A 22,398-nucleotide genomic window follows, 5' to 3' on the forward strand; every position below is an offset into this window, starting at 1 on the left:
GGAGACCGATGTCTTTCCGTACCTCCGCCACCGACTACGTCGAGGACGTCACCCCGGGGTCGGGCGCCCTGCCGCCCCGTGCCCGGTACCCGCGCTCGGATGCCGAGTCGCTCTCACTGAACGGCAGTTGGCGCTTCCGGCTGTCGGCCACGGCCGACGCCGAGGACGACGCGTTCGCCGAGCCCGGGTATGACGCCGGCGGCTGGGCGGAGGTCTCGGTCCCGGGCCACTGGGTGCTCCAGGGCCATGGCGCACCGATCTACACGAACCACCTCTATCCGTTCCCGGTCGACCCGCCGCGGGTCCCGACCGAGAACCCCACCGGCGACCATCTCCGCGTCTTCGACCTGCCCGGGGACTGGGACCTGACCGACGGCGGGGCGGTCCTCCGCTTCGACGGGGTCGAGTCCTGCGCCCGGGTCTGGCTGAACGGCACGGACATCGGCGAGTTCAAGGGCTCCCGGCTGCCGCACGAGTTCGCGGTCGGCCACCTGCTGAGGCCGGCCGGCAACGTGCTCGCCGTCCGCGTCCACCAGTGGTCGGCCGGTTCCTATCTGGAGGACCAGGACCAGTGGTGGCTGCCCGGCATCTTCCGTGACGTAACCCTGCTGCACCGCCCGGCGGGCAGCGTCCTGGACTTCTTCGTCCACGCCTCCTACGACCACCGCACGGGCGAGGGCACCCTGCGCGTCGACTCCGATGTCGACGGGCGGGTGTCCGTGCCCGCCCTGGACATCGATGTCGCGACCGGCGAGCCGGTGACGGTCCCGGTCGAGGCGTGGACGGCGGAGACCCCGAAACTGTACGACGGGGTACTGGCCACCGAGGGCGAGCGGGTGCCGTTGCGGATCGGCTTCCGGACGGTGGCGCTCGCCGACGGGCTGATCAAGGTCAACGGCACGCCCGTCCTCTTCAAGGGCGTCAACCGGCACGAGTGGCACCCGGAGCGGGGCCGCGCCCTCGACCTGGAGACCATGCGGGCGGACGTGCTGCTGATGAAGCGGCACAACATCAACGCGGTCCGCACCTCCCACTACCCGCCCCACCCTGACTTCCTGGACCTGTGCGACGAGTACGGCCTGTGGGTGATCGACGAGTGCGACCTGGAGACCCACGGCTTCACCGAGCAGGCCTGGCGGGACAACCCGGTCGACGACGACCGCTGGACCCCGGCCCTGCTCGACCGGGCGGCCCGGATGGTCGAGCGCGACAAGAACCACCCGTCGGTGGTGATCTGGTCGCTGGGCAACGAGGCCGGCACCGGCCGGGGCCTGACCGCGATGGCCGAGTGGATCCACGGCCGGGACCGGTCACGGCTCGTGCACTACGAGGGTGACATCGACTGCCGTGACACGGACGTCTACTCACGGATGTACGCCGACCACGCCGAGGTCGAGCGGATCGGCCGGGGCCTGGACGGCGGCACCCACAAGCGACGGCAACTCCCCTTCATCCAGTGCGAGTACGGCCACGCCATGGGCAACGGTCCCGGCGGCCTGGCCGACTACCAGCGGATCTTCGAGTCGTACGACCGGATCCAGGGCGGCTTCATCTGGGAGTGGATCGACCACGGCATCAAGGACGACCGCTACGGCTACGCCTACGGCGGCGACTTCGGCGAGGAGCTGCACGACGGGAACTTCGTCTGCGACGGACTGGTCTTCCCCGACCGGCGGCCCTCCCCCGGTCTGGTCGAGTACAAGAAGGTGATCGAACCGGTCCGGTTCGAGGGCGACGGCACCGCCGTCCGGATCACCAACAAGCAGGACTTCGCCGATCTGTCCACGCTGGCCTTCACCTGGTCGTACGAGGTCGGCGGCGAGACCGTGGAGTCGGGCCGACTGGCCGTACCGGCCTTGGCGGCCGGTGAGTCGGCGGAGGTGAAGCTGCCGGAGCCCCCCGTCGCCACCGGCAGCGGCGAGACGCAATGGACGGTGCGGGCGGTACTGGCTGCCGACACCGCCTGGGGACCGCAGGGGCATGTCGTGGCCTGGGGCCAGTTCCCGGTCTCGGGGCGGCAGTTGCCGTCCTTCGCCGCCTCCGCCGGACCGGTGGTGTCCGGCGACGGGCTGATCACTCTCGGCCCGGCCGCCTTCGATGCGCGCAGCGGCACGCTGCGGAGCATCGGCGACGTGGCGGTGACCGGACTGCGGCTGGACGTATGGCGGGCGACGACCGACAACGACGACGGCGCCGCCTGGCAGAGCGACATCCGCTACGGCACGCTGTGGCGGAAGTTCGGTCTGCACCGCATGCGGCACCGCCTGGACGCGGTGGAGCCGACCGGCGACGGGTTGACCGTGCGCACCCGGGTGGCGCCCGCTGCCTGGGAGTTCGGACTGGTGACCATCTACCGCTGGACCACGGACGGCAGCCGCCTCGGGCTCACCGTCTCCGTGACCCCCGACGGCGACTGGACGGTGCCGCTGCCCCGGCTCGGCGTCCGCTTCGGCCTGTCGGCGGCCGACCGCGTGCGGTGGTTCGGCGGCGGCCCGGGCGAGGCGTATCCGGACACCAAGGCGGCCTCGATGGCGGGCCGTTGGCAGTCCACGGTGGACGACATGCAGACCCCGTACCTCCGCCCGCAGGAGAACGGCGCCCGCGCGGACGTCCGTTGGGCGGAGATCGGCGGCCTGCGGATCGAGGGAGCCCCGGAGTTCTGGTTCACCGCCCGACGCTGGACCACCGAACAGCTGGACGCGGCCGCTCACCGCAGCGACCTCACCCCGGGTTCCACCGTGTGGGTCAACCTGGACCACGGCCAGCACGGCATCGGCTCGCAGTCCTGCGGTCCGGGTGTCCTGCCGCCGTACCAGCTCCACGCCGTACCGGCCGAGTTCTCCTTCGTGTTCTCGGACATCGGCTGACCCTTCGGCGCGGTCACCCGCCGTGCCCCGGCCCGCAGCGGTACACCGTGTAGGCCGAGACATGAACCGGCGAGCAGTGGCCGATGACCCAGCGCATCAGGGCCCGGCCCGGGGTCTTGGCGCCCCGGGCACGGCGGGTGAGGTCGGCACGGCCCAGGAGGACGTAGCGGAGCCTGCCCGTGTCGATCAGCTGGTGGAACGCCGTGGCGGCGGGGAAGGGCACATGGGCGGTGAAGCCGCCCACCGGCAGGACCGGGGCGTCGGCCGCGAGGATGTACGGTGCCGCCGCCTGCCAGCGGGGTACGGCGGCCAGGTAGCGGGCGCCGTCCCGGTGCGCGGTGAGGTAGGCGAGAACCCGCCGCTGGGCCGGGGTCAGGGCCGAGGTGGCGTTGTGGACGCGGACGCTGGCCGGGCCGACCCGGCCGAAACCGCCGGGCTGGTTGTACCGCAGGGACAGCGCGGACGCGGACCACACCGTGGGGATGACGAGGACGGCGGCGAGGGCGACGGCGATTCCGGTCCGGTGCCCGCGCGGCCGGTCGGCGACGAGCAGGGCCAGGGCCGGCAGGGACAGTCCCACGGCGACGGCGACCGACCAGACGAAGAAGTGCGGGTAGGTCAGGGCGAGGGCCGCGCACCAGGCGACGTTGACGGCGAGCACCACACCCAGCACGCCGTGCCGCCGTAGCTGTGTCACGCCCGCCCCGGCCAGCGCCGCCAGGGCCACCGCCACCACGCCCATGTAGTACGTGTGTCCGGTCACGCTGCCGAAGCTGAAGACCAGGAAGAAGGTCACCAGCCACACCCCCCACATCAGGTGTCCGGCCAGGGCGGGGTCGGTGCGCGGGACGCGGCGGCGCCGCAGCGCCGGCAGTCCGGCGGCCAGGCCGAGCGCCGCGAGCGGATACAGCCAGCCGGTCTGGGTGGCGATGCCGGGGCTGAACATCTTCCAGACGCTGTCCCCCATGCCCGCCGACAGCCTGCTGTGCGCCCGGTCCGCGACGATGCTGCCGGTGCCGGCCGCGTCGACGCCCAGCGCGTGGAAACGGGTGAGGAAGTTGTAGCCGACGACCAGCCCGAACGGCGAGTTGTCGGTCGTACCGTCCAGGTACGGGCGGGCCGACGCCGGAGTGAGCGCGGCGGTCAGCATCCAGGACAGGGACACCGTCAGCATGACCGCGCCCGACACGGCCAGGTCGCGGATCCGGCGGCGCAGGGACGTCGGCGCGGCCACCAGATAGGGCACGGCCAGCGCGGGCAGCACCGCCCAGGCCTCCAGCATCTTGCACTGGAAGGCCACTCCGACCCAGACGCCCGCCAGGACGAGAGTGCGCATCCGGGCGCGGGCGGTGGCCCGTTGGGCGGCCTCGGCGGCGAGCAGCAGCAACAGCACGAACGGCGCGTCCTCGGTGACGGATCGGGCCAGGCCGACGGTCACCGGGGTGAGCGTGAGGAACACGGCGGCCAGCAGCCCCGCCCCCACCCCCGCCCACCGCCGTACCACCACATGCAGCAGCACCACGGCGGCCACGCCCTCCAGGCACTGCGGGATCACCAGGGCCCAGGGGTGGAAGCCGAAGAGCAGCGCCGACAGGGCCTGCGGCCACAGGAAGCCGGGGAGTTTGTCGAGGGTGATCGAGCCCGCCGGGTCGAAGGAGCCGTAGAGGAAGGCGACCGGGTTGTCGGTCATGCTGCGGACCGCGCTCGCGTAGAAGGCGTGGTACGCGCTGTGCCAGATGCCCCAGAAGTAGAGGAGCGCGGCAACGGCGGCGACAGCGCCGAGCAGTGGACGCTCGTAGCGCTCGGTGCGGGTCCGCGCCGGGGTCGGCGGAGGCGGCGGACCCTGGACACGGACGAGCGGCGCGGTGACGGCAGGGCTCGGCATCGGAGGCGGCCTCCAGGACTCCCGGGTTCCAGGACTTCCGGTACGTCCTGGATTGCTACGGCCTCTAGGACGGGTGGAAGTCGACGAAGGTCACATCCGGAACGGTATGAACATTCCGGATCTTCGTGAGTATCCGCCGTAGCGCCTGTGAGCAGCCTGAATCCGGGCCGTGTCTCACCGCCCTCTCACCACAAGCTCACCGAGCGGCTCAGCGGGCGGCCCGCCCGGGGGAGTCCGGGACCGCGTCCTGCGGCGCCGGCCTGGCCGTCGTCGGAGCGTACGCCCTCGCCGGGGAGCCGGCGCGGGCGGGCGGTGACCGGGCGGACCGCGGCCGTCACCCTGCGGCGGCCTCCCGGATCAGCGGCTCGAACTCCCGCCGTACGTAGACGTCGAACGGTGCCGACAGCGCCCCGTCGATCACCCGACGGACCTGGTGCCCCGCCGCGAACTCCTTGATCTCGGCGCGGGATTCGGGCCCCACGCCCCCGCCGATGATCAGCACCCCGAACTGCCCGGTCGCCAACAGCTTCCGGGCCTCGTCGTCGGTGCTCACTCCCTCCGCGTCGAAGCCGTCGGCACGCAGCGTGGCCAGCACAGCCGTCACCCTGGCGGGCGTCCTCCCGAGCACCAGTGTCCTCATGGCCGTTCCTCTCCACGACGTCGGCATCAGCGCGTCCGACTGTAGAACCTCAAGCGCACTTGAGATCAAGCGTTTCCGGGGACTGGGGCGGGGCCCCGCACGTCCGGGGATCGGGCCAACCACGGCCGGAGGAGCGGGAGTTGTCGACATCGGCGCACCGAGGGTGTTCGTGGACCCAGCCGCAGACCCGGCGACGAACGACGCTTCCGCCGGGCCGTGAAGGAGATTTGGTCCCACGCCGTTCACACCCTGGACATGAGCGGTGACCTGCGGGGATGCCGTCCGGTGCGATGGTGTGACGTAGGCCGCCGAGCACTCTCGACAGCGCACGCGCGCGCCTTCTCCCGGTCGGTCCGGCACCGTGTCCGACGACCTCGAGCAACGGCGAGGAAGCGATGAACCCGAGCAAAGCCGACCGTCCCGAACAGGCCGTCGCCGACAGCGACGCCGAGACCGCGGCCGGGGTCAAGCCGCTGCTCGACGCCCCGCAGACGGCCGCGGCCGGCGTCGCGATGTGGATCTTCGTCGTAGGCCCGCTGATCTGCCTGCTCGTCGCCGTGCCGCTGGTGTGGGGTCGGGGCCTGTCCGCGCTGGACATCACCATGGCCGTGGTCGCCTACCTCGTGTCCGGCTTCGGACTCACGGTCGGCTATCACCGCCTCTTCACGCATCGCTCGTTCAAGGCGAAGCGGGGCCTGCGCATCGCCCTGGCCGTCGCGGGCTCGCTGGGGGTCGAGGGATCGCCGGTGCAGTGGGTGGCGAACCACCGCCGCCATCACGCCTTCGCCGACCGCGAGGGCGACCCGCACTCCCCCTGGCGCTTCGGAACCGACACGCGCGCGCTGCTCAAGGGGCTGCTCCACGCGCACATCGGATGGATGCTCAAGCGTGAACTGAGCAACCGGGCCAGGTTCGCGCCCGACATCGACGCCGACCGCGACCTGCGACTCGTCGGCCGGCTCTTCGGGCCGCTGACCGTCGTCTCGCTGCTGGCCCCCGCGCTGGTCGGCGGCCTCGTCACCGGCACCTGGACCGGTGCGCTGACCGGGTTCTTCTGGGCCGGTCTGATGCGGATGGCGCTGCTGCACCATGTCACCTGGTCGGTGAACTCGGTCTGTCACGTCGCGGGCAGGCGACCCTTCGCCAGCCGCGACAAGGCCACCAACTTCTGGCCGCTCGCCCTGCTCTCCTTCGGCGAGAGCTGGCACAACTCGCACCACGCCGACCCCACGGGCGCGCGCCACGGTGTGCTGCCGGGCCAGATCGACCCGTCGGCCCGCCTGATCCGGGCGTTCGAGAAACTGGGCTGGGCCTACGACGTCCGCTGGCCGAGCGCGGACCGTCTCAGCGCCCGCCTGCTGCCCGAACCGGCCGCCCAGCAGGAGTCCGCGGCCTGACGCTCCTCGCCGAAGACCCCGCCCGCGGCGAAACCGCTGGGGGCGGGGTCTTCGGGCACGCCCTGGAGGACACGAACGGGCACGAGTCTCGGGAGACGCGTGGCTCAGCCGGACACCAGCAGTTCCGTCCACTCCTTCGCCACCCGTTCCAGCGAGAAGCCCTCCCGTACCTGGCCGCGGGCCGTCTCCCCGGCCGCGCGCCAGTCGTCCTGCTCGCCCAGTGCGGCGATCGACCCGGCCATCGCCTCCGGGGTGTCGTGGATCCAGCGCCGGTCGTAGATCTCGTCCGCGCCCGGCCACGGCAGCAGCGCGGGTACGGCGCCGGAGGCCATGCCCTCGGCCGGGGCGAGGTGGAAGCTCTCGTCGTCGCTGGTGGACAGGACATGGCCGATGCGGCGCAGCCAGTTCGGCACGTCCGGGCCGAACTGGTCGAAGACGACGGCCCCTTCGAGCAGCGGCGAGGTCTGCATCCGGCGCAGGATCGCCTCGTAGTGGGCGCGTTCCTCGGGCTTGTTCCAGATCCACCAGTACTCCCACGGCGGCTTGGACTTGACCGAGAGATGCCAGCGCCGGTCCTGGGCGCGCAGCGCCTCCAGGACGTCGAGACCCAGGTCGAGGCGCTTACGGCTGGGCGCGATGCCGATCATGCCGAGCCGGTGCCGGGCGCCGGGGGCCTTGGGCCGGTCGAGCTGGTCGACGTCGACCCAGTTGCCGATCGTGGTGATCTTCGAGGCGGGCCAGCCGGTGCGCTCCCGGGTGCTGCGGGCGTAGTACGGGCTGACGCACACCACGCGGTCGACGGCGTCGATGTCGACCTGCCGCGGGTAGCCGGCGTCGAGTTCGAAGCGGTGCAGGCGGACGATCAGCCTGCTGCCGCGCCGCTTGTGGCGGCTGTACCAGACCGCGGCCGGGCCGCACCACTCGACGACCACCACATCGGCCCAGTCGGCGAGTTCACGGCTCGCGGCCGGGTCGTGCCGGGCGAGCGCGGGCCAGGCGTCGACGCGTACGTCGAGGCCGGGCAGGGCGCTGAAGTGGTCGAGCAGGCGGGTGAGGAACTTCAGGTCGTGTCCCGCCACCCCGATGCGCAGCGGGCGCCCGCGGGTGGCGACGGCGGCGGGTGCGGAGGGGAAGGCACCGTCGAGGTGGGCGCGCCAGCGGGCGGCCGCGGCCTCCATGGTGTAATGCCGGGCCGCTTCCGCACACCGGTCGGCCGCCAGCTGCCTGGCGTCGGCGTCGCGTACGGCGACGGTGACGGCGTCCACCGCGTCCGCGAGGGCCGCGTCGCCGGGCACGAACAGTGGATAGTCGGTGCCGAGCAGCGCCTCGTGCGCGGGGGTCCGGTTGAGGACGACGGGCAGGCCGAGGGAGCCGAACTCCAGCACCTTGGTGGAGAGTTCGAGGCTGGCGTCCAGGGAGGAGTCGCGCCAGCCGAGGCCGAGGTCGCAGTCGGCGGCGATGCGCATGGCCTCCTCGCGGGGCACACCGCCGTGGTGGACGACCTCGGGGGTGGTGCGTAGCGCCTCGGCCATGGCGAGGTCGAAGCCGGGGTGGGCGGCATCCTTGTGGATCTTGTCGCCGACGGCGTGGAGTTCGGTCCGGATGCCGCGTTCGGCGAGCCGCGCGGGCAGCCGGGTCATGGGCAGGGTGTTCCAGCGGGGCGCGAACTTGCCGGTGTAGACGAGGCGTACGGGGTCGTGCAGTCCGTCGCGCTGCGGGAGCGGGACGCCGGGTTCGGGCACCGCCGGCGGGCAGAGCACGGCCCGGCCGCAGGCCTCCGGCACACTCGCCTCCAGGAAGCAGCGCAACTCCTCGGTCTGGCACAGGAGTTGCCGGGAAGCGTTGGCGATACGGGCGAGGTCGACGCGGTCCTGTTCGGTCATCTCGGCCGGGGACTGCGGGATGTCGGTGAGGTAGGCCCAGACGCGTCCGTGGAAGTGGCCGTCGCCGACGATCTGCTTCACCAGCCGGCGGCCGCGCAGCACCAGCAGGTCGCAGGGCTCCTCCTCGTCGAGGCGGGCGAGCAACTGCGAGGCCTGGTAGGGGGACAGCGGGTGCGCGCCCTGGCCGGGGACGAGGTGCTCCTCGTACGGGCGGACCACGGTGACCCCGGGCAGTCCGGCCAGCGGGTCGGTCAGCCGGCCGGTCTCCACGGGGGCCTTGAGGACGAGCCGGGTCCGGCAGCCCGCGCGGGACAGCGCCTGTACCGTCGACTGGGCCCAGACGGCGGAGCCGTCGATGAGGTTGAGGTCCACGTCGCCGTAGACGAGCGCCCTGAGGGTGCGGGTCATGACGGTTCCTTTCCACGCACGGCGAACAGGCGGTGCCCGGCACGCGACCAGGTGTCCGGTGGGGTGCCGGTGTCCAGGAGCGACCGGCGGACGAGCAGCGGCTTCAGGGCCGGCACGAAGGCGTAGTCGTCGGCGGCGGGGGTGTGGCCCACCGCGTCGGCGCCCGAGAACTCCTGGGCGCAGAGCAGGTCGAGCAGCAGGGTGTCGGGGCGGTCCTCGGTCAGGTCCGTCCAGTCGGCGACCCAGGGCGCGGTGGGCGGTCCGGAGTGGACGGTGACGGAGGCGGCGGTGAGTTCGCCGAGGTCCAGGCCCACGGGGTCGGCGACGACCACCTCGGCCGGCCGGTGCAGCTGGCCGAGCGTCTGGGCGACGAGCCGGGCGACGTCGGTGGCGTCCCGGGGCGCGGCCAGGACGGCGACCCGGCGCTCGGCCGTCGGGTCGGGGGCGCCGGCCAGTGCGGCGAGCCGGGCCAGCCGTACCCGGGTGCTGTCCAGCTGGAAGACGTCCCGGAGCCGGTCCCGGCCGTCGGTGACCGGGTCGAGGCGACAGAGCGCGGTCCCGGTGTCACCGTCGAGGACGGCGTCCCAGGGCAGTTGGGACAGTCCCGGTGCCGAGGACGCCGGGCCGTCCCGCCACAGCACCGCGGCCCGGCCCAGTCCCCGTGCCTGGCCGATCAGTTCGGCGAGGCGCCGGTCCAGGTCGGGGGCGTGTCCGGTGCCGGTGAGCGTCCAGGGGCCGGCCTCGGCGGTGCAGGCGCCGAGCTGGACGAGGAAGACGTCCGGGTCGGTGCGCTCGACCAGCAGCCGTCCGTCGTGCGGCAGCACCCGGCTGACCACGGCGTCGGCCGCGAAGTCGGCGGCGGTGCGGTCGGTCAGCACGCCGGTGATCACCAGCCGGTCGCGGGGGGCCACGGACAGCGCCCGGTGGGAGAGGTAGAAGCGGTCGTCGGCCGGTGCCTCCGTTGCCGGGGCGGCGCTCGCGGCCCGGACCGGCCGTCCCTTGACCTTCCGCTGCCGCCACAGCCCGTACAGCTCCCCGGGCAGCCGGGCCGCGCCCCGCTTGGGTGACCGGGCCGCGGACACCAGCGCCTTGCCGATCCGCAGCGAGGTGGAGCCCTCCAGCATGGCCACGCGGGCCTCCAGCACGCCGGTCCGCTCCCGGGCCCCGCGCAGGGCGGAGGTGAGCTGGTCCTTGTCCCGCAGGGCGGTGGCCAGCCGTTCGGCGAGGCCGTCCTCGCGGCTGCTCTCCAGGGCGCGGGCGGTCTCCTCGGCCGCGCGTTCCAGGTCGATCAGGCGGGCCCGCTGGGAGCGGGAGACAAAGTCGGCGAGCACGTACTCGTCGGCGATCCGCAGGGCCGTGGCGAAACCGTCGGCCGGCAGCGGGTGGCCGAACCAGTCGTGCGGCGGCAGGAGTTCCTCGGTGCAGGCGAAGACCGCGCCGGCGTGCAGATGCGTGTAGCCGAGCGCGGCGGCGTGCAGCACCTGGCAGCGGTGGGCCACCAGGGCGTCGAGGAGCCGGTGGTAGGGTAGGTCGGTCCCGGGGTGGCCGAAGACGATCAGGCCACGGCCGCCGGGCCGCATGCGTTCCAGTGCGGCGAGACAGTCCGCCTCGTCGCCGTGCAGGGCGGGGTCGGGGCCGTAGCAGAGGAGCATCAGCTCCCCTTCGCCCACCGGCTGTTCGTGCCGGGTCGAGTCGACGCCCGGCGGAAGGTGCAGATAGGGGTCGAGACGCAGGCCGCCGCTCGTCGCGTCCACGACCGAGGTCACGTCGTCCAGGTGCGGGTGGAGCAGATCGGTCAGGCGCATCAGCGGGTCCTTGTGAAGACATGGAAGCCGACCCGGTTCTCGCGGAAGCCGTAGGGCCGGAAGAGGGAGTGGCTCAGGCCCAGGGGCTCGAGTTCCTTGCGGTAGGCGGCGATCGGCCGGTGCACGATGTAGTCGCCGCGGGGCACGGGCTCGTCGGTGTGCTCGTCGGTGACGATCAGCCGGCCGGTGATCCGGACCAGCGAGGCGAGGTTGCGCAGGCCGGCCGCCCACTGGGCGTCGTCCATGACGTGGAAGAGGACGTCCACGCACATCACCACGTCGTAGAGCCAGGGGCTGCGCCACTCGTCGAGAGCGGCCAGGGCGTAGCGGGGTCCGCCGCCCTCGGCCCGGGCCTGGGTGACGGCCTCCTCGCTGGCGTCGAAGGCGTCCACGTGGTGGCCGCAGCGGGCCAGGGCGCGGGCGAAGTGCCCTTTGCCGCAGCCGGCGTCGAGCACGAACAGCGGGGACGCCGGGCTGGACAGGTCTCCGATCAGGGTGAGGAGCTGGCCGAGGCGTACCGCGTAGAAGATCTCGTTGCCGGGCCGGTCCAGGCCGATGTGGCCGCCGGAGGAGAGGTCGTCGCGTTCGCGGTGCCGGGTGTCCCAGTAGGTGCGGACGGTGTGCCCGAGGGTGCGGGGACCGTCGGGGCGGGTGCGGGTGGCGTCAGTCATGGCGCTCCAGCCACTCGGTGAGGACGCGGGCGATGCGGGGGCCGGCCTTGCCGTCCCACAGCGGCGGGCCTTCGGGGTCGGCCGCCGGCGGTCCGTCCAGGACCTTGCGCAGGGCGGGCACCAGTTCGCCGTGGCTCACCAGGCGGTTGGTGCCGTGGGTGACGGTGACGGGGCGTTCGGTCGTGGTGCGCAGCGTCAGACAGGGGACGCCCAGCACGGTGGTCTCCTCCTGGACCCCGCCGGAGTCGGTGATCACGGCGGCGGCGCCCCGCACGAGGCCCATGAACTCGACGTAGCCGAGCGGTTCGAGCAGATGGATGCCGGGCGCGTCGGCGAGGCCCGCCTTGCGCAGCGCCTCCCGGCCGCGCGGGTGCAGGGGCACGGCGAGGTCCAGGTGGCCGGCCGCCTCGGTCAGCGCGCGGGCGGCGGCCGCGGCGGCCTCGGGGTCGTCCACGTTGGCCGGCCGGTGCAGGGTGACCACGCCGTAGCGTTCGGGCAGTGCGTGGGCGGTGCGGGCGGCGACCGGGTCGAAATGGTCCAGATGGGTGAGCAGGGTGTCGATCATCGGGTTGCCGACGAGGTGCACCCGGCCCGGGTCGACGCCCTCGCGGGCGAGGTGGCCGACGGCTTCCGGGCTGGTCGCGAAGTGCAGCTCGGCCAGCTGGTCGACCAGGCGCCGGTTGACCTCCTCCGGCATCGCCATGTCGAAGCTGCGCAGGCCCGCCTCGACATGGGCGACCGGGATGCGCAGCTTGGCGGCGGCCAGGGCCGCGGCGAGGGTGGAGTTCACGTCGCCGTACACGACGACCAGGGCCGGGGCGCGGGCCAGCAGCTCGCCCTCCAGCGCCACCAGCAGGTCGGCGGTCTGCCGGGCCTGGCTGCCGGAGCCGACGCCCAGGTCGGTGTCCGGGGCGGGCAGGCCCAGCTCCCGGAAGAAGATGTGCGACATCCGTTCGTCGTAGTGCTGACCCGTGTGCACCAGGACCTGGTCGTGCCCGGTCGCACGCAGGGCGGCGACGACGGGCGCGGCCTTCACGAAGTTCGGCCTGGTCCCTACGACATGGAGTACGCGGCCGTTCATGTCGTACGTTCTCCGCTCTGTCGGCCTACCTTGGCGACATGGCCCGACTTCTGTTCCCGCACATGCCGCGGTGTGTTCTTCGGATTCCCCGTGCACTCAGCTTGGCCGCATCCGTGGCATGGGGCGAGTTGCGCGGCGACCCCGCGCGGGCCGCGCTGCTCGGCGTACGGCTGCTGCCGGGGCGGGTGCGGCGCGGGCTCGGACCGGTCGAACGGCGGCTCGCCGCCCGGGCCCGCACGGCCGGGCCGACCGCGACGCCGTCCGCCGCCCGGGTGGCGGCACCCGCCGGTCGGCCGGTGCGGCCCGAGCCCGGCCGGGTGCTCCATCTGGTCACCAACGGGCTGCCGTTCAAGCACGCCGGTTACACCGTGCGCACCCAGGCCCTCGCCGAGGCCCAGCGGGCCGCCGGGCTGGATCCGCACGTGGTGACCCGTATCGGGTTCCCGGTGGCACAGGGCGTCCTGGACGCCCGCCCGCTGCAGATCGTGAACGGGGTGCCGCAGCACCGGCTGCTGCCGCTGAACCTGCCGTACGGGCAGGGCGCGGTGCTGGCCCGCAACGCCGAGCTGGCCGGGCGTCTGGTGGAGCGGCTGCGGCCCGCGGTGCTGCACGCGGCCACCGACCACGGCAACGGGCGGGTGGCGCTGGCCCTGCGGGAGACCTACGGACTGCCGGTGGTGTACGAGGTGCGCGGGTTCCTGGAGGAGACCTGGCTGACCCAGGCGGCGGGCCGCACTCCGGAGGACCCGACCTACCGTGCGCGGCGCGCCCTGGAGACGTACTGCATGCGCCAGGCCGATCTGGTGCTGACGCTGGGCACGGCGATGAAGGCCGAGATCGTGTCCCGCGGGGTGCCCGGGGAGCGGGTCCTGATCGTGCCCAACGCGGTGGACGACACCTTCCTCGCCCCGCCGCCGGACGGTGCGGAACTGCGCGGCCGGCTCGGCATCGCCGCGGACGACTTCGTGGTGGGCACCGTCAGCAGCCTTACTCCACACGAGGGAATCGGCACATTGCTCCATGCGGGTGCCGAGCTGCGCCGCCGAGGGGTTCCGCTGCGGCTGCTGATCGTCGGCGACGGACCCGAGCGGGGGGCGCTCGAGGCGCTGGCCGACCGGCTGGGTCTCGGCGCCGGCGTCGCGCTGTTCACCGGCCGCGTTCCGCACGGCCAAGTGCGCTCCTACCACGCGGTTCTGGACGTTTTCGCGGTGCCGCGCACCGATGAACGGGTCTGCCGGCTGGTCACCCCGCTCAAGCCGGTCGAAGCGATGGCGAGCGGTCTTCCCGTGGCGGCCAGTGATCTCACAGCCCTGCGGGAAGTTGTCGAGTCGGGAGTCAACGGTCAGCTGATCTCGCCTGAATCTCCGCAAGCTTGGGCAGAAGCTCTCGAAGTATTGCTTTACAGTCGAGAACGGCGGCATGAATGGGGAGCGTCCGCCCGCGCTCTGGTAGCGCGTGACCGCACCTGGAAAAGGGTCGCTGCCACGACCCGAGACGCGTATCGCGCTCTTGGATGTGTCTGAGGCCCCCTCGCCCGGAATCGCACCGTCCGGGCCCTTCGGATCCATACGGCGTCTGCCGTTGAGGGCGGAGTGAATCCCTATGCAGGTCGAAAAGGCCGTACCGCTCGGGGAATTGAGCGAATCGCTCGGGGACGCAGAACGGACCGACGGCTTCGAACTGGCCGTCATCGGGCTCGGCTACGTCGGGCTTCCGCTCGCGCGGGAGGCGTCGCTGGTCGGGCTGAGAGTGGCGGGGCTCGACCTCGACCCACGGGTCGTGGAGGGCCTCAACGCCGGGCACTCCCATGTGGACGACGTCTCCGACGACGACGTCGCCCGCATGCGGCAGGCCGGCTTCACCGCGTACACGGACGACGCCTGTCTGGCCCGTGCGCAGACGATCGTGATCTGTGTGCCGACCCCGCTCAGCGAGGACGGCGGTCCCGATCTCGGCGCGGTGACCTCCGCCGCGCGGGCGGTGGCGGGCAGGCTGGGCCGCGGACGGCTCGTCGTCCTCGAATCGACGACCTATCCGGGCACCACGGAAGAGGTGCTGAAACCGATCCTGGAGGAGTCGGGGCTGCGGGCCGGCGAGGACTTCGCGCTGGCGTTCTCACCGGAGCGCATCGACCCCGGCAACACCACCCACGGGCTGCGTGAGACACCGAAGGTGGTGGGCGGCCACACCCCGGCGTGCGCGGCCCGGGCAGCCGCCTTCTACGGCAAGCTCGTCGACACCGTCGTACAGGCCAAGGGCACCCGGGAAGCCGAGATGGCCAAGCTCCTGGAGAACACCTACCGGCACGTCAACATCGCCCTGGTCAACGAACTGGCCATCCTGTGCCAGGAGTTGCGCGTGGACGTATGGGACGCGATCCGCTGTGCCGGCACCAAGCCGTTCGGCTTCCAGGCCTTCCGGCCGAGCGCCGGGGTGGGCGGGCACTGCATCCCGATCGACCCCAACTACCTTTCGTACAAGGTGCGTTCGATCGGCTACGAGTTCCGGTTCGTGGAACTGGCCCGGGAGATCAACGCGCACATGCCGGAGTACGTCGTCCGGCGCGCGCAGGATCTGCTCAACCACGAGGGCCGCGCCCTGCACGGCTCCCGGGTGCTGCTCCTCGGCGTCACCTACAAGCCGGACGTCGCCGACCAGCGCGAGGCGCCGGCGGTTCCGGTGGCACGGCTGCTGCGGGACCGGGAGGCGGAGATCGCCTTCCACGACCCGTTCGTGCCCGCCTGGTTCGTGGACGGGGAGGCCGTGCCGCGCGTCACCGACGTCATGGCCGCCGTGCGCTCGCACGATCTGACGATCCTGCTCCAGGACCACTCCGCGTACGACCTCCCGGCCCTCGGCGACGAGGCCCGGCTGCTCTTCGACACCCGTGGGCGGATCTTCCGGCCCGGTGTCGAGGTGCTGTAGGCGGTCTCTGTGGCAACTCCCCTTCCGCCGCCTGGAGTCCGAGGGCTCCGGCGGCGGAGTCGAAAGGCGCTCAGATGCGGATACTCGTCGTCACCGTCGTCCACCACCCCGAGGACGCGCGCATACTGCACCGGCAGATCACCGCGCTGCGGGACCGGGGGCACCACGTCGTGTACGCGGCGCCGTTCTCGGCCCGCGAGGTGCGCCCCCGCGCCGACCTCGAAGGCATCGACCTGCCCCGGGCGGCGGGCCGCAGCCGCCGGGCGGCGGTGGGCGCGGCCCGCGCCCTGCTCGCCGACCGCGGCCACGAGGCGGACGTGATCCTCCTCCACGACCCGGAACTGCTCCTCGCCCTGCCCGGCACCCTGCGCCGCTGGCGGCGGTCCGGGGCGGCCCCGGTGGTCGTCTGGGACGTCCACGAGGACACCGCAGCCGCGCTCGCCGTGAAACGCTGGGTGCCCCGGGTGCTGCGGCCGCCGCTTCGGCTCGGTGTGCGGGCGGCCGAGCGGCTGGCGGAACGCCATCTGCGGCTGCTGCTCGCCGAGGACGCCTACCAGGAACGGTTCCGCCGCACCCACCCGGTGGTGCCCAACTTCACGACCGCACCGGTGCAGGCGCCCGAACCCCCCGGCAGCGAACGCGTCGTCTACATCGGTCACCTGTCCCGGGCCCGCGGTGCGCTGGACCTGATCGAGACCGCCCGGCAGCTGGGGCCGGGACTGCGCGTCGAGGTGGCCGGCGCGGCCGACCCGGACGTCCGGGAGGCGCTCGCGGCGGCCGACCGGGACGGCGTGCTGCGCTGGCACGGCTTCCTGCCCAACGACCGCGCCCTCGCGCTGCTCCCGGGCGCCCTGGCCGGCCTCTCCCTCCTGCACGACCAGCCCAACTACCGCCATTCACGGCCCACCAAGGTCGTCGAGTACATGGCGCACGGCGTCCCCGTCATCACCACGCCCACCCCGCTGGCGGCCGACATGGTCGAGCGGCACGGCTGCGGTCTCGTCGTCCCCTACGAGGATCCGCGCGCGGCGGCGGAGGCGATACGGCGGCTGAGCGCGGACGCGATACTGCGCCACACCGCGGCCCAGCGGGGCCGCGAGGCGGCTGTCACGCACTTCAACTGGCCGGACCGGGCGGCCGAGTTCACGTATCTGCTGGAGACCTGGGTGCGGGAGAAGGCCGGTGCTGGGCGCGCGGGTGGCGCGGCTCGTACAAAGCGACCTCGCCTCCGCCCGGCAACCGGAAGCCCGTCACCCGGCCCCAGGCCGCGTCCTGGACGGGTCGGCTGAACTCGACGCCCTTCGCGGTGAGTTCGGCGGTGGTGGCGTCGAGGTCGTCGCACATCAGCATCAGTTCGTGCGACGGTTCGCCGTCGGCCGGATGGCAGGCCACCTCGGCCGGCGGCAGCGTGAAGATCAGCCAGCCGTGTCCGGCGTCGACGTGCGGCCAGTCCAGGACGTCCCGGAGGAAGGCGCGGTCCGCCTCGGCGTCGCGCGTGTAGATCACCACATGTGCCCCATTGATCACGCGCGGAGGCTAACGGCGGACGGGACGAGCGGCAAGCACCCCCGGTCACGCGTTGGACCAGCCCCGCTCGCAGAGCACGAGCCGGTATCCGTCCGGGTCCTCGACGGTGACGCCCCACCGGTTCCAGTACGGGTTCGGTGACGGCACCCGCTTGCCGCCGTGCTCCTCCAGCCGGGCGACCAGGTCGTCCGGCACCGGGCCGTCGACGTAGACCACCAGCAGGTCCTCCTCGGTGGGCCGGGGCTCGACGGGCCGGGCGGGCTCGTGGACCAGCTCCAGATGCCAGCCGGCGTCCGGCCAGCCCAGCATCAGCAGGTCGTGCTCGCCGGGTTCCGGTCCCCCCTCGGCCCGCCACACCACACCGAGGCCCAGCCCCCGCACCCAGAACCGCTCGGCCGCGGCGAGATCCCGGGAGGGCCGGGCGACGCGGAGGTGACTGCGACCGTTCACGGGCATGGTGACCTCTTCCTGGGCTGCCGTTGCCTGTCCAGCAGCCTAGGCATCCGGCCCGCACGGAACCATCGGCCGATCGCCCTCGATCACAGGTCCTAGGCCCGGCCCTCAGGAGCCGCCCTCAGGCGCGCGGAATGCCGTACGCCCGCTCCACGCGCAACCGCAGCACCAGCCGGCGGTCGCGGACCATCGCGGCGCGGTAGTCGTCCCAGTCGGGGTGTTCGCCCTGGACGTCTCGGTAGAGGCGGATGAGTTCCTCGACGGTCTCGTCGTGGGGGTCCTGGGCGACCGGCGAGAGCTCGGCGGTACCCTCGGCGACCGTGTACGCCCACCGGTCGGGGCTGGTGACGTGGTACGAGGCACGCGGGTCCCGGCGCAGGTTGCGGGTCTTGGCGCGGTCGTCCGTGATCGAGACCCGGACGGTCCGCTCGTCCGGGTAGTACGCGTGGTTGACATTGGACAGCTGGGGGCGGCCATCGCCCTTGAGGGTAACCAGCACCCCGTTGTGGCCTTCGGCGAGCAGCTTCAGAAGAGCGTCCTGGGTCATACGGGGAAAACCCCGCCCGGCCCGCCCCGCATTCCCGCCGACAGGTTCGGCGAGGAGACGGCCCGCCGGGCCGGGTGTACCCGGAGCGCACACGGGAAGACGGGGGCATGTACATGTGGGCGCCCTGCCGGTGTCCCGAGCCACAAGACCGCTTCTCGTACTGGCGTTCCTGGCCGCGCTCGGCGTGGCGGCCGGATCTCCCCTACCCGGCGCCTCTTCTATAGCGTCCGTCACACCAAACGCGGATGAGCGGGACCGTTCCCCTGTTCCTGCGCGACGATGAGGTCCGAGGTCGTACCGCACAGCGGGACGACACGACCGGAGGAGAGCGATGGCACAGCTGCGACAGGAAGTCGACCCCAGTGAGGTCGGGCTGGACGTGAAGGCGTTGGACCGCCTCGACCAGCACTTCGCCCACTACGTCGACGAAGGGCGCCTGCCCGGCTACCTGGTGTCCGTGGCGCGCGGCGGCCGGATCGCCCACCTCACCACGCAGGGCCGACGCGACCGCGCGGCCGGACTGCCCGTCGAGCCGGACACCATCTGGCGGGTGTACTCGATGACCAAGCCGGTCACCGCGGTGGCGATACTGCTGCTGGTGGAGGACGGCCTGCTGTCCCTGGACGACCCGGTCGGCCGTCTGCTGCCCGAGTTCGCCGATCCCCGGGTCTACGTGAGCGGTTCGGGCGACACCATGGTGACCCGGCCGGCCGACGGGCCGATCCTGATCCGGCATCTGCTCACCCACACCGCCGGGCTGACCTTCGCGTTCTACCACTCGCACCCCGTGGACGCCCGCTACCGCGAGGCGGGCCTGGAGTTCTCGGTGCCGGCGGGCGCGGATCTCGCCGAGACCATGCAGGTGTACGCGCGGATGCCCCTCCAGTTCGAGCCCGGCACGCAGTGGAACTACTCCGTCGGCTTCAACGTGCTCAGCCGGGTCATCGAGGTGGTCTCCGGGCAGCGGCTCGACGAGTTCTTCGCGGACCGGATCTTCCGCCCGCTCGGCATGCCGGACGCGGGCCTGCACATCGTGCCCGAACAGGCCGACCGGCTCTCGGAGTTGTACGGCGAGACGGAGGACGGCGGCCTCGCGGCGATCCCCGGGCTGCCGTTGCGCGGCCGCCCCCGCCTCCTGTCCGGCAGCGGCGGCCTCGCGGCGACGGCGTACGACTACCACCGCTTCATGGAGATGCTGCGCCGCGGCGGCGAACTGGACGGCGTCCGGCTGCTCTCCCCCGCCTCGGTCGGTCTGCTGTCCAGCAACCACCTGCCCGGCGGCACCGACCTGCGGGCCTTCGGCGCCCCGCCCCACCAGGAGCCCGGCAACGACGGCCTCGGCTTCGGCCTGGGCGTCTCGGTGGTGATCGACCCCGCCCGTACCCTCTCGCCGAGCAGCCCCGGCAGCTACGGCTGGACCGGTGCCGCCACCACCGCCTTCTGGGTCGATCCCGCCCACGACCTGACCGTGCAGTTCCACACCCAGGTGCGCCCCAAGACCCTGAAGATCCTCCCGGAGCTGCGCCGGCTGGTCCACGAGACGATCCAGGACTGATCCAGGACTCATCCAGGACTCATCCAGGACTCATCCAGGACTGGGACGAACCCGGACCAAGGGGCGTCCGGTCAGACCAGGTTGGTCTCCGGGCGGGACGCGTCGGCGGCGAACCGGCCGGCGCCGAGCGGACGGACGTCGAGGAAGGGGGCGCGGCCCAGGTAGAGGTCGCGGATCACCTCGCCGACGGCCGGGCCCTGGAGGAAGCCGTGGCCGGAGAACCCGGTGGCGTACAGGAACCGGGAGACCGAAGTCGCCTCGCCGATCAGGGCGTTGTGGTCCGGGGTGTTCTCGTACAGGCCGGCCCAGCCGCCGGTGCGACGCAGGTCGAGCAGGGCGGGCGCGCGCCGCTCCATCGCCGCGCACAGGCGCGGGATCCAGCGGTCGTGCGGGTCGGTGGCGAAGCCGGGCCGCTCGTCCGGGTCGGACATGCCGACCAGCAGTCCCGGGCCCTCGGCGTGGAAGTACAGGCTGGTGCTGAAGTCGATGGTCATGGGCAGCGTCGGCGGCAGCCCCGGGACCGGTTCGGTGACCGCGATCTGGCGGCGCAGCGGCTGTACGGGTAAGTCGACGCCGGCCATCGCGCCGACCGCCCGCGACCAGGCCCCGGCCGCGCAGACCACCGTGTCGGTGGCGATCCGGCCGAGGGTGGTGTGCACGGCGGTGACGAAGGCGCCGTCCCGTTCGATGCCGGTGACCTCGGTGTGCCGCAGTACCCGGGCGCCGCGGGCGCGGGCGGCGGCCGCGTAGCCGTGCACGACGGACTCGGGGGTGCAGTGGCCGTCGTCCGGGGAGTACGCGGCGGCCAGCAGTCCGTCGGTGGCGATCAGCGGGGAGAGCCGGGCCGCCTCTTTCGGGGTGAGCATCCGGCTGGGCACGCCGAGGTGGTTCTGGAGCCGGACGCCGGCCTCGAAGGAGGCGACCTCCTCGGGGGTGGACAGGAGGAAGAGGTAGCCGACGCGGCGCAGCCCGATGTCGTACCCGATCTCCTGCCCGAAGCGGGCGAAGGCCTCCAGGCTGCGCGCGCCCAGCCGGATGTTGAGCTCGTCGGAGAACTGGGCGCGCACTCCGCCGGCGGCCTTCGAGGTGGATCCGGCGGCGAGTTCGTCCCGTTCGACGAGGACGACGTCACGGACTCCCGCGTTCGCCAGGTGGTAGGCGATGCTGGTGCCCATCACCCCGCCGCCGATGATCACGACCTGGGCCCGAAGATTCACGCGTGCGCCTCCTGTCGGTCTCCCCTGTTCCTTCCCCGGGAGGGCACCCGGTACCTCAGGACCAGTGCGCCACCGCGTCCAGGTGGGGCAGCACGTGGTCGAGGCGCTCGCGCTTGGTCCGCAGATACGTGATGTTGTTCTCGCACGGCTCGATCAGCAGCGGGACCGTCTCGGCGACCTCGATGCCGTGGCGTACCAGGGACTCGCGTTTGCGCGGGTTGTTGGACATCAGGCGGACCGAACTCACCCCGAGGTCGCGCAGGATGCCGGCGGCGACGCCGTAGTCGCGGGCGTCGACGGGCAGCCCGAGCGCGAGGTTGGCCTCGACCGTGTCGAGGCCCTCCGCCTGGAGGGCCATCGCGCGCAGCTTGGCGAGCAGCCCGATGCCGCGGCCCTCGTGGCCCCGCAGGTAGACGACGATGCCGCTGCCCTCGGCGACGACCGCGCGCAGGGCGGCGGCCAGCTGGTCGCCGCACTCGCAGTGCTGGGAGCCGAACGCGTCACCGGTCAGGCACTCCGAGTGCAGCCGGGTCAGCACCCGCTCGCTGTCGATGTCCCCGTAGACCAGGGCCACTTGCTCGTCACCGCGCTCGTGGTCCAGGTAGCCGATCGCCTGGAATTTTCCGTAAACGGTGGGCAGCGGTGCATTGACGACGCGCTCCACGCCCGAACGCCGTGGGGACTTCTTGCCGAGTACGCCGATGTTCTCTGTCATGATCTGATTCCTAAGAGGAGACGAAAGGCCGTGAAAAGATGAATGGTTCGGGCGCGCGTACGACGGCATACGGCTTGTTGCCGGCGGACACCACGGAAGAGGTACGGACCAGGGGGGCGAGCGTTTCAACTCAGGTCGCGGTCCTTCCCGTGGGGAGCTTCGAACAGCACGGCCCCTTCCTTCCGCTGGCGACGGACACGCTCGTCGCCTGTGCTGTCGCCCGGGAGATCGCCGCCGCGTTCCCGGTGCACCTCCTTCCGCCGGTGACCGTCTCCTGCTCGCACGAGCACGCGGCCTGGCCGGGGACCGTCAGCATCTCCTCGGTGACCCTGCACGCGGTGGTCCGGGACATCGCAGAATCGTTGCACCGCTCGGGCGTCGAGGCACTGGTCGTGGTCAACGGCCACGGCGGCAACTACGTGCTGGGCAACGTCGTCCAGGAGGCGTCCGCACGGGGCGAGCGGATGGCGCTGTACCCGGCCGCGGAGGACTGGGAGACAGCGCTCGGACGGGCCGGGGTGGAGACCTCGGCGCTCACCGACATGCACGCGGGAGAAATCGAGACCTCGATTCTGCTGCACGCTCATCCCGAATTGGTCCGCCCTGGTCACGAGTCCGCCGATTTCACCGCTGACGACCGCCGTCATCTCCTCACCCTGGGAATGTCCGCCTATACCGAGTCGGGCGTCATCGGCCGTCCCTCCCTGGGGTCGGCGGAAAAGGGGAAGGAACTCCTGGCGAGCCTGGCCGATTCCTTCGGCGCGGTTTTCGAACTGCTCACCGCGGGGCGGGCGTAGCGCATCCCCGCGTACCAGCGGACGA

Annotated in this window: 17 protein-coding genes and 1 pseudogene; 7 read left to right on the forward strand and 11 right to left on the reverse strand. The window is 72.5% G+C overall.

The features are described from left to right. Positions 1-8 precede the first annotated feature (8 nt). Positions 9-2,867: a glycoside hydrolase family 2 TIM barrel-domain containing protein gene (locus ACZ5K7_RS13715; RefSeq protein ID WP_468913202.1), complete on the forward strand. Its 2,859-nt coding sequence runs from the start codon at positions 9-11 to the stop codon at positions 2,865-2,867. Between the two features lie 13 nt (positions 2,868-2,880). On the opposite strand, the gene ACZ5K7_RS13720 is transcribed toward ACZ5K7_RS13715, so the two are convergent. Continuing rightward, a complete protein-coding gene (locus tag ACZ5K7_RS13720) occupies positions 2,881-4,752 on the reverse strand; it encodes an ArnT family glycosyltransferase (protein ID WP_468913204.1) in 1,872 nt (623 codons plus the stop codon). Between the two features lie 334 nt (positions 4,753-5,086). Then, the gene (locus ACZ5K7_RS13725; protein ID WP_351699322.1) at positions 5,087-5,392 is read right to left on the reverse strand and encodes a hypothetical protein; all 306 of its coding nucleotides are present in this window, start codon (positions 5,390-5,392) and stop codon (positions 5,087-5,089) included. Positions 5,393-5,787: 395 nt separating this feature from the next. Here ACZ5K7_RS13725 and ACZ5K7_RS13730 point away from each other — a divergent pair, with 395 nt between their 5' ends. Next, on the forward strand, positions 5,788-6,789 hold the full coding sequence (locus ACZ5K7_RS13730; protein WP_468913206.1) for an acyl-CoA desaturase: 1,002 nt from the start codon (positions 5,788-5,790) through the stop codon (positions 6,787-6,789). Between the two features lie 104 nt (positions 6,790-6,893). Here the strand turns inward: ACZ5K7_RS13730 and ACZ5K7_RS13735 are convergent, their stop codons facing one another. Genes ACZ5K7_RS13735 through wecB form a run of 4 tightly spaced genes read right to left on the reverse strand, consistent with a single transcriptional unit; the run spans position 6,894 to position 12,637 of the window. Further along, positions 6,894-9,080 carry a glycosyltransferase gene (locus tag ACZ5K7_RS13735; protein WP_351699320.1) on the reverse strand — a complete coding sequence of 729 codons (2,187 nt, stop codon included), beginning with the start codon at positions 9,078-9,080 and terminating at the stop codon, positions 6,894-6,896. Next, positions 9,077-10,885 (reverse strand): hypothetical protein, encoded by a 1,809-nt coding sequence (locus ACZ5K7_RS13740; RefSeq protein WP_468913208.1) that lies wholly within the window; start codon positions 10,883-10,885, stop codon positions 9,077-9,079. Before ACZ5K7_RS13740 ends, ACZ5K7_RS13735 begins: the two co-directional genes overlap by 4 nt. Further along, entirely contained in the window at positions 10,885-11,556 is a 672-nt protein-coding gene (locus tag ACZ5K7_RS13745; protein WP_468913210.1) for a class I SAM-dependent methyltransferase, read from the reverse strand. Before ACZ5K7_RS13745 ends, ACZ5K7_RS13740 begins: the two co-directional genes overlap by 1 nt. Next, positions 11,549-12,637, reverse strand: coding sequence for a non-hydrolyzing UDP-N-acetylglucosamine 2-epimerase (wecB, locus tag ACZ5K7_RS13750; RefSeq protein ID WP_468913211.1), 1,089 nt, complete (start codon positions 12,635-12,637; stop codon positions 11,549-11,551). Before wecB ends, ACZ5K7_RS13745 begins: the two co-directional genes overlap by 8 nt. Positions 12,638-12,738: 101 nt before the next feature. On the opposite strand from wecB, the gene ACZ5K7_RS13755 reads away from it, so the two are divergent. The 3 genes and pseudogenes from ACZ5K7_RS13755 to ACZ5K7_RS13765 form a co-directional block, all read left to right on the forward strand. Then, positions 12,739-14,160: a glycosyltransferase gene (locus ACZ5K7_RS13755; protein ID WP_351699311.1), complete on the forward strand. Its 1,422-nt coding sequence runs from the start codon at positions 12,739-12,741 to the stop codon at positions 14,158-14,160. Positions 14,161-14,239: 79 nt separating this feature from the next. Further along, complete coding sequence (locus ACZ5K7_RS13760) at positions 14,240-15,562, forward strand: nucleotide sugar dehydrogenase (RefSeq protein ID WP_351699309.1); 1,323 nt, start codon at positions 14,240-14,242, stop codon at positions 15,560-15,562. Between the two features lie 74 nt (positions 15,563-15,636). Then, positions 15,637-16,695: pseudogene (locus ACZ5K7_RS13765) on the forward strand (glycosyltransferase); the annotation flags it as partial. A gap of 10 nt (positions 16,696-16,705) precedes the next feature. Here the strand turns inward: ACZ5K7_RS13765 and ACZ5K7_RS13770 are convergent. From ACZ5K7_RS13770 to ACZ5K7_RS13780, 3 genes are all read right to left on the reverse strand, one after another. Then, on the reverse strand, positions 16,706-17,089 hold the full coding sequence (locus tag ACZ5K7_RS13770; RefSeq protein WP_468913213.1) for a VOC family protein: 384 nt from the start codon (positions 17,087-17,089) through the stop codon (positions 16,706-16,708). A 45-nt stretch (positions 17,090-17,134) separates the two neighbouring features. Further along, positions 17,135-17,545 (reverse strand): VOC family protein, encoded by a 411-nt coding sequence (locus tag ACZ5K7_RS13775; protein WP_468913215.1) that lies wholly within the window; start codon positions 17,543-17,545, stop codon positions 17,135-17,137. 118 nt (positions 17,546-17,663) lie between these two features. Next, complete coding sequence (locus tag ACZ5K7_RS13780; RefSeq protein WP_468913217.1) at positions 17,664-18,089, reverse strand: PPOX class F420-dependent oxidoreductase; 426 nt, start codon at positions 18,087-18,089, stop codon at positions 17,664-17,666. Positions 18,090-18,420: 331 nt separating this feature from the next. On the opposite strand from ACZ5K7_RS13780, the gene ACZ5K7_RS13785 reads away from it, so the two are divergent. Beyond that, positions 18,421-19,644 carry a serine hydrolase domain-containing protein gene (locus ACZ5K7_RS13785; RefSeq protein ID WP_468913219.1) on the forward strand — a complete coding sequence of 408 codons (1,224 nt, stop codon included), beginning with the start codon at positions 18,421-18,423 and terminating at the stop codon, positions 19,642-19,644. Positions 19,645-19,715: 71 nt separating this feature from the next. Here the strand turns inward: ACZ5K7_RS13785 and ACZ5K7_RS13790 are convergent, their stop codons facing one another. Next, positions 19,716-20,861: an NAD(P)/FAD-dependent oxidoreductase gene (locus ACZ5K7_RS13790; protein ID WP_351699301.1), complete on the reverse strand. Its 1,146-nt coding sequence runs from the start codon at positions 20,859-20,861 to the stop codon at positions 19,716-19,718. Between the two features lie 55 nt (positions 20,862-20,916). Further along, positions 20,917-21,576, reverse strand: a complete 660-nt coding sequence (gene ribA, locus ACZ5K7_RS13795) for a GTP cyclohydrolase II (protein ID WP_351699299.1) — start codon at positions 21,574-21,576, stop codon at positions 20,917-20,919. 38 nt (positions 21,577-21,614) lie between these two features. Here ribA and ACZ5K7_RS13800 point away from each other — a divergent pair, with 38 nt between their 5' ends. Then, positions 21,615-22,373: a creatininase family protein gene (locus ACZ5K7_RS13800; protein ID WP_468913221.1), complete on the forward strand. Its 759-nt coding sequence runs from the start codon at positions 21,615-21,617 to the stop codon at positions 22,371-22,373. Positions 22,374-22,398: the final 25 nt, after the last annotated feature.

It is taken from the genome of Streptomyces sp. NPDC031497 (assembly GCF_055580905.1).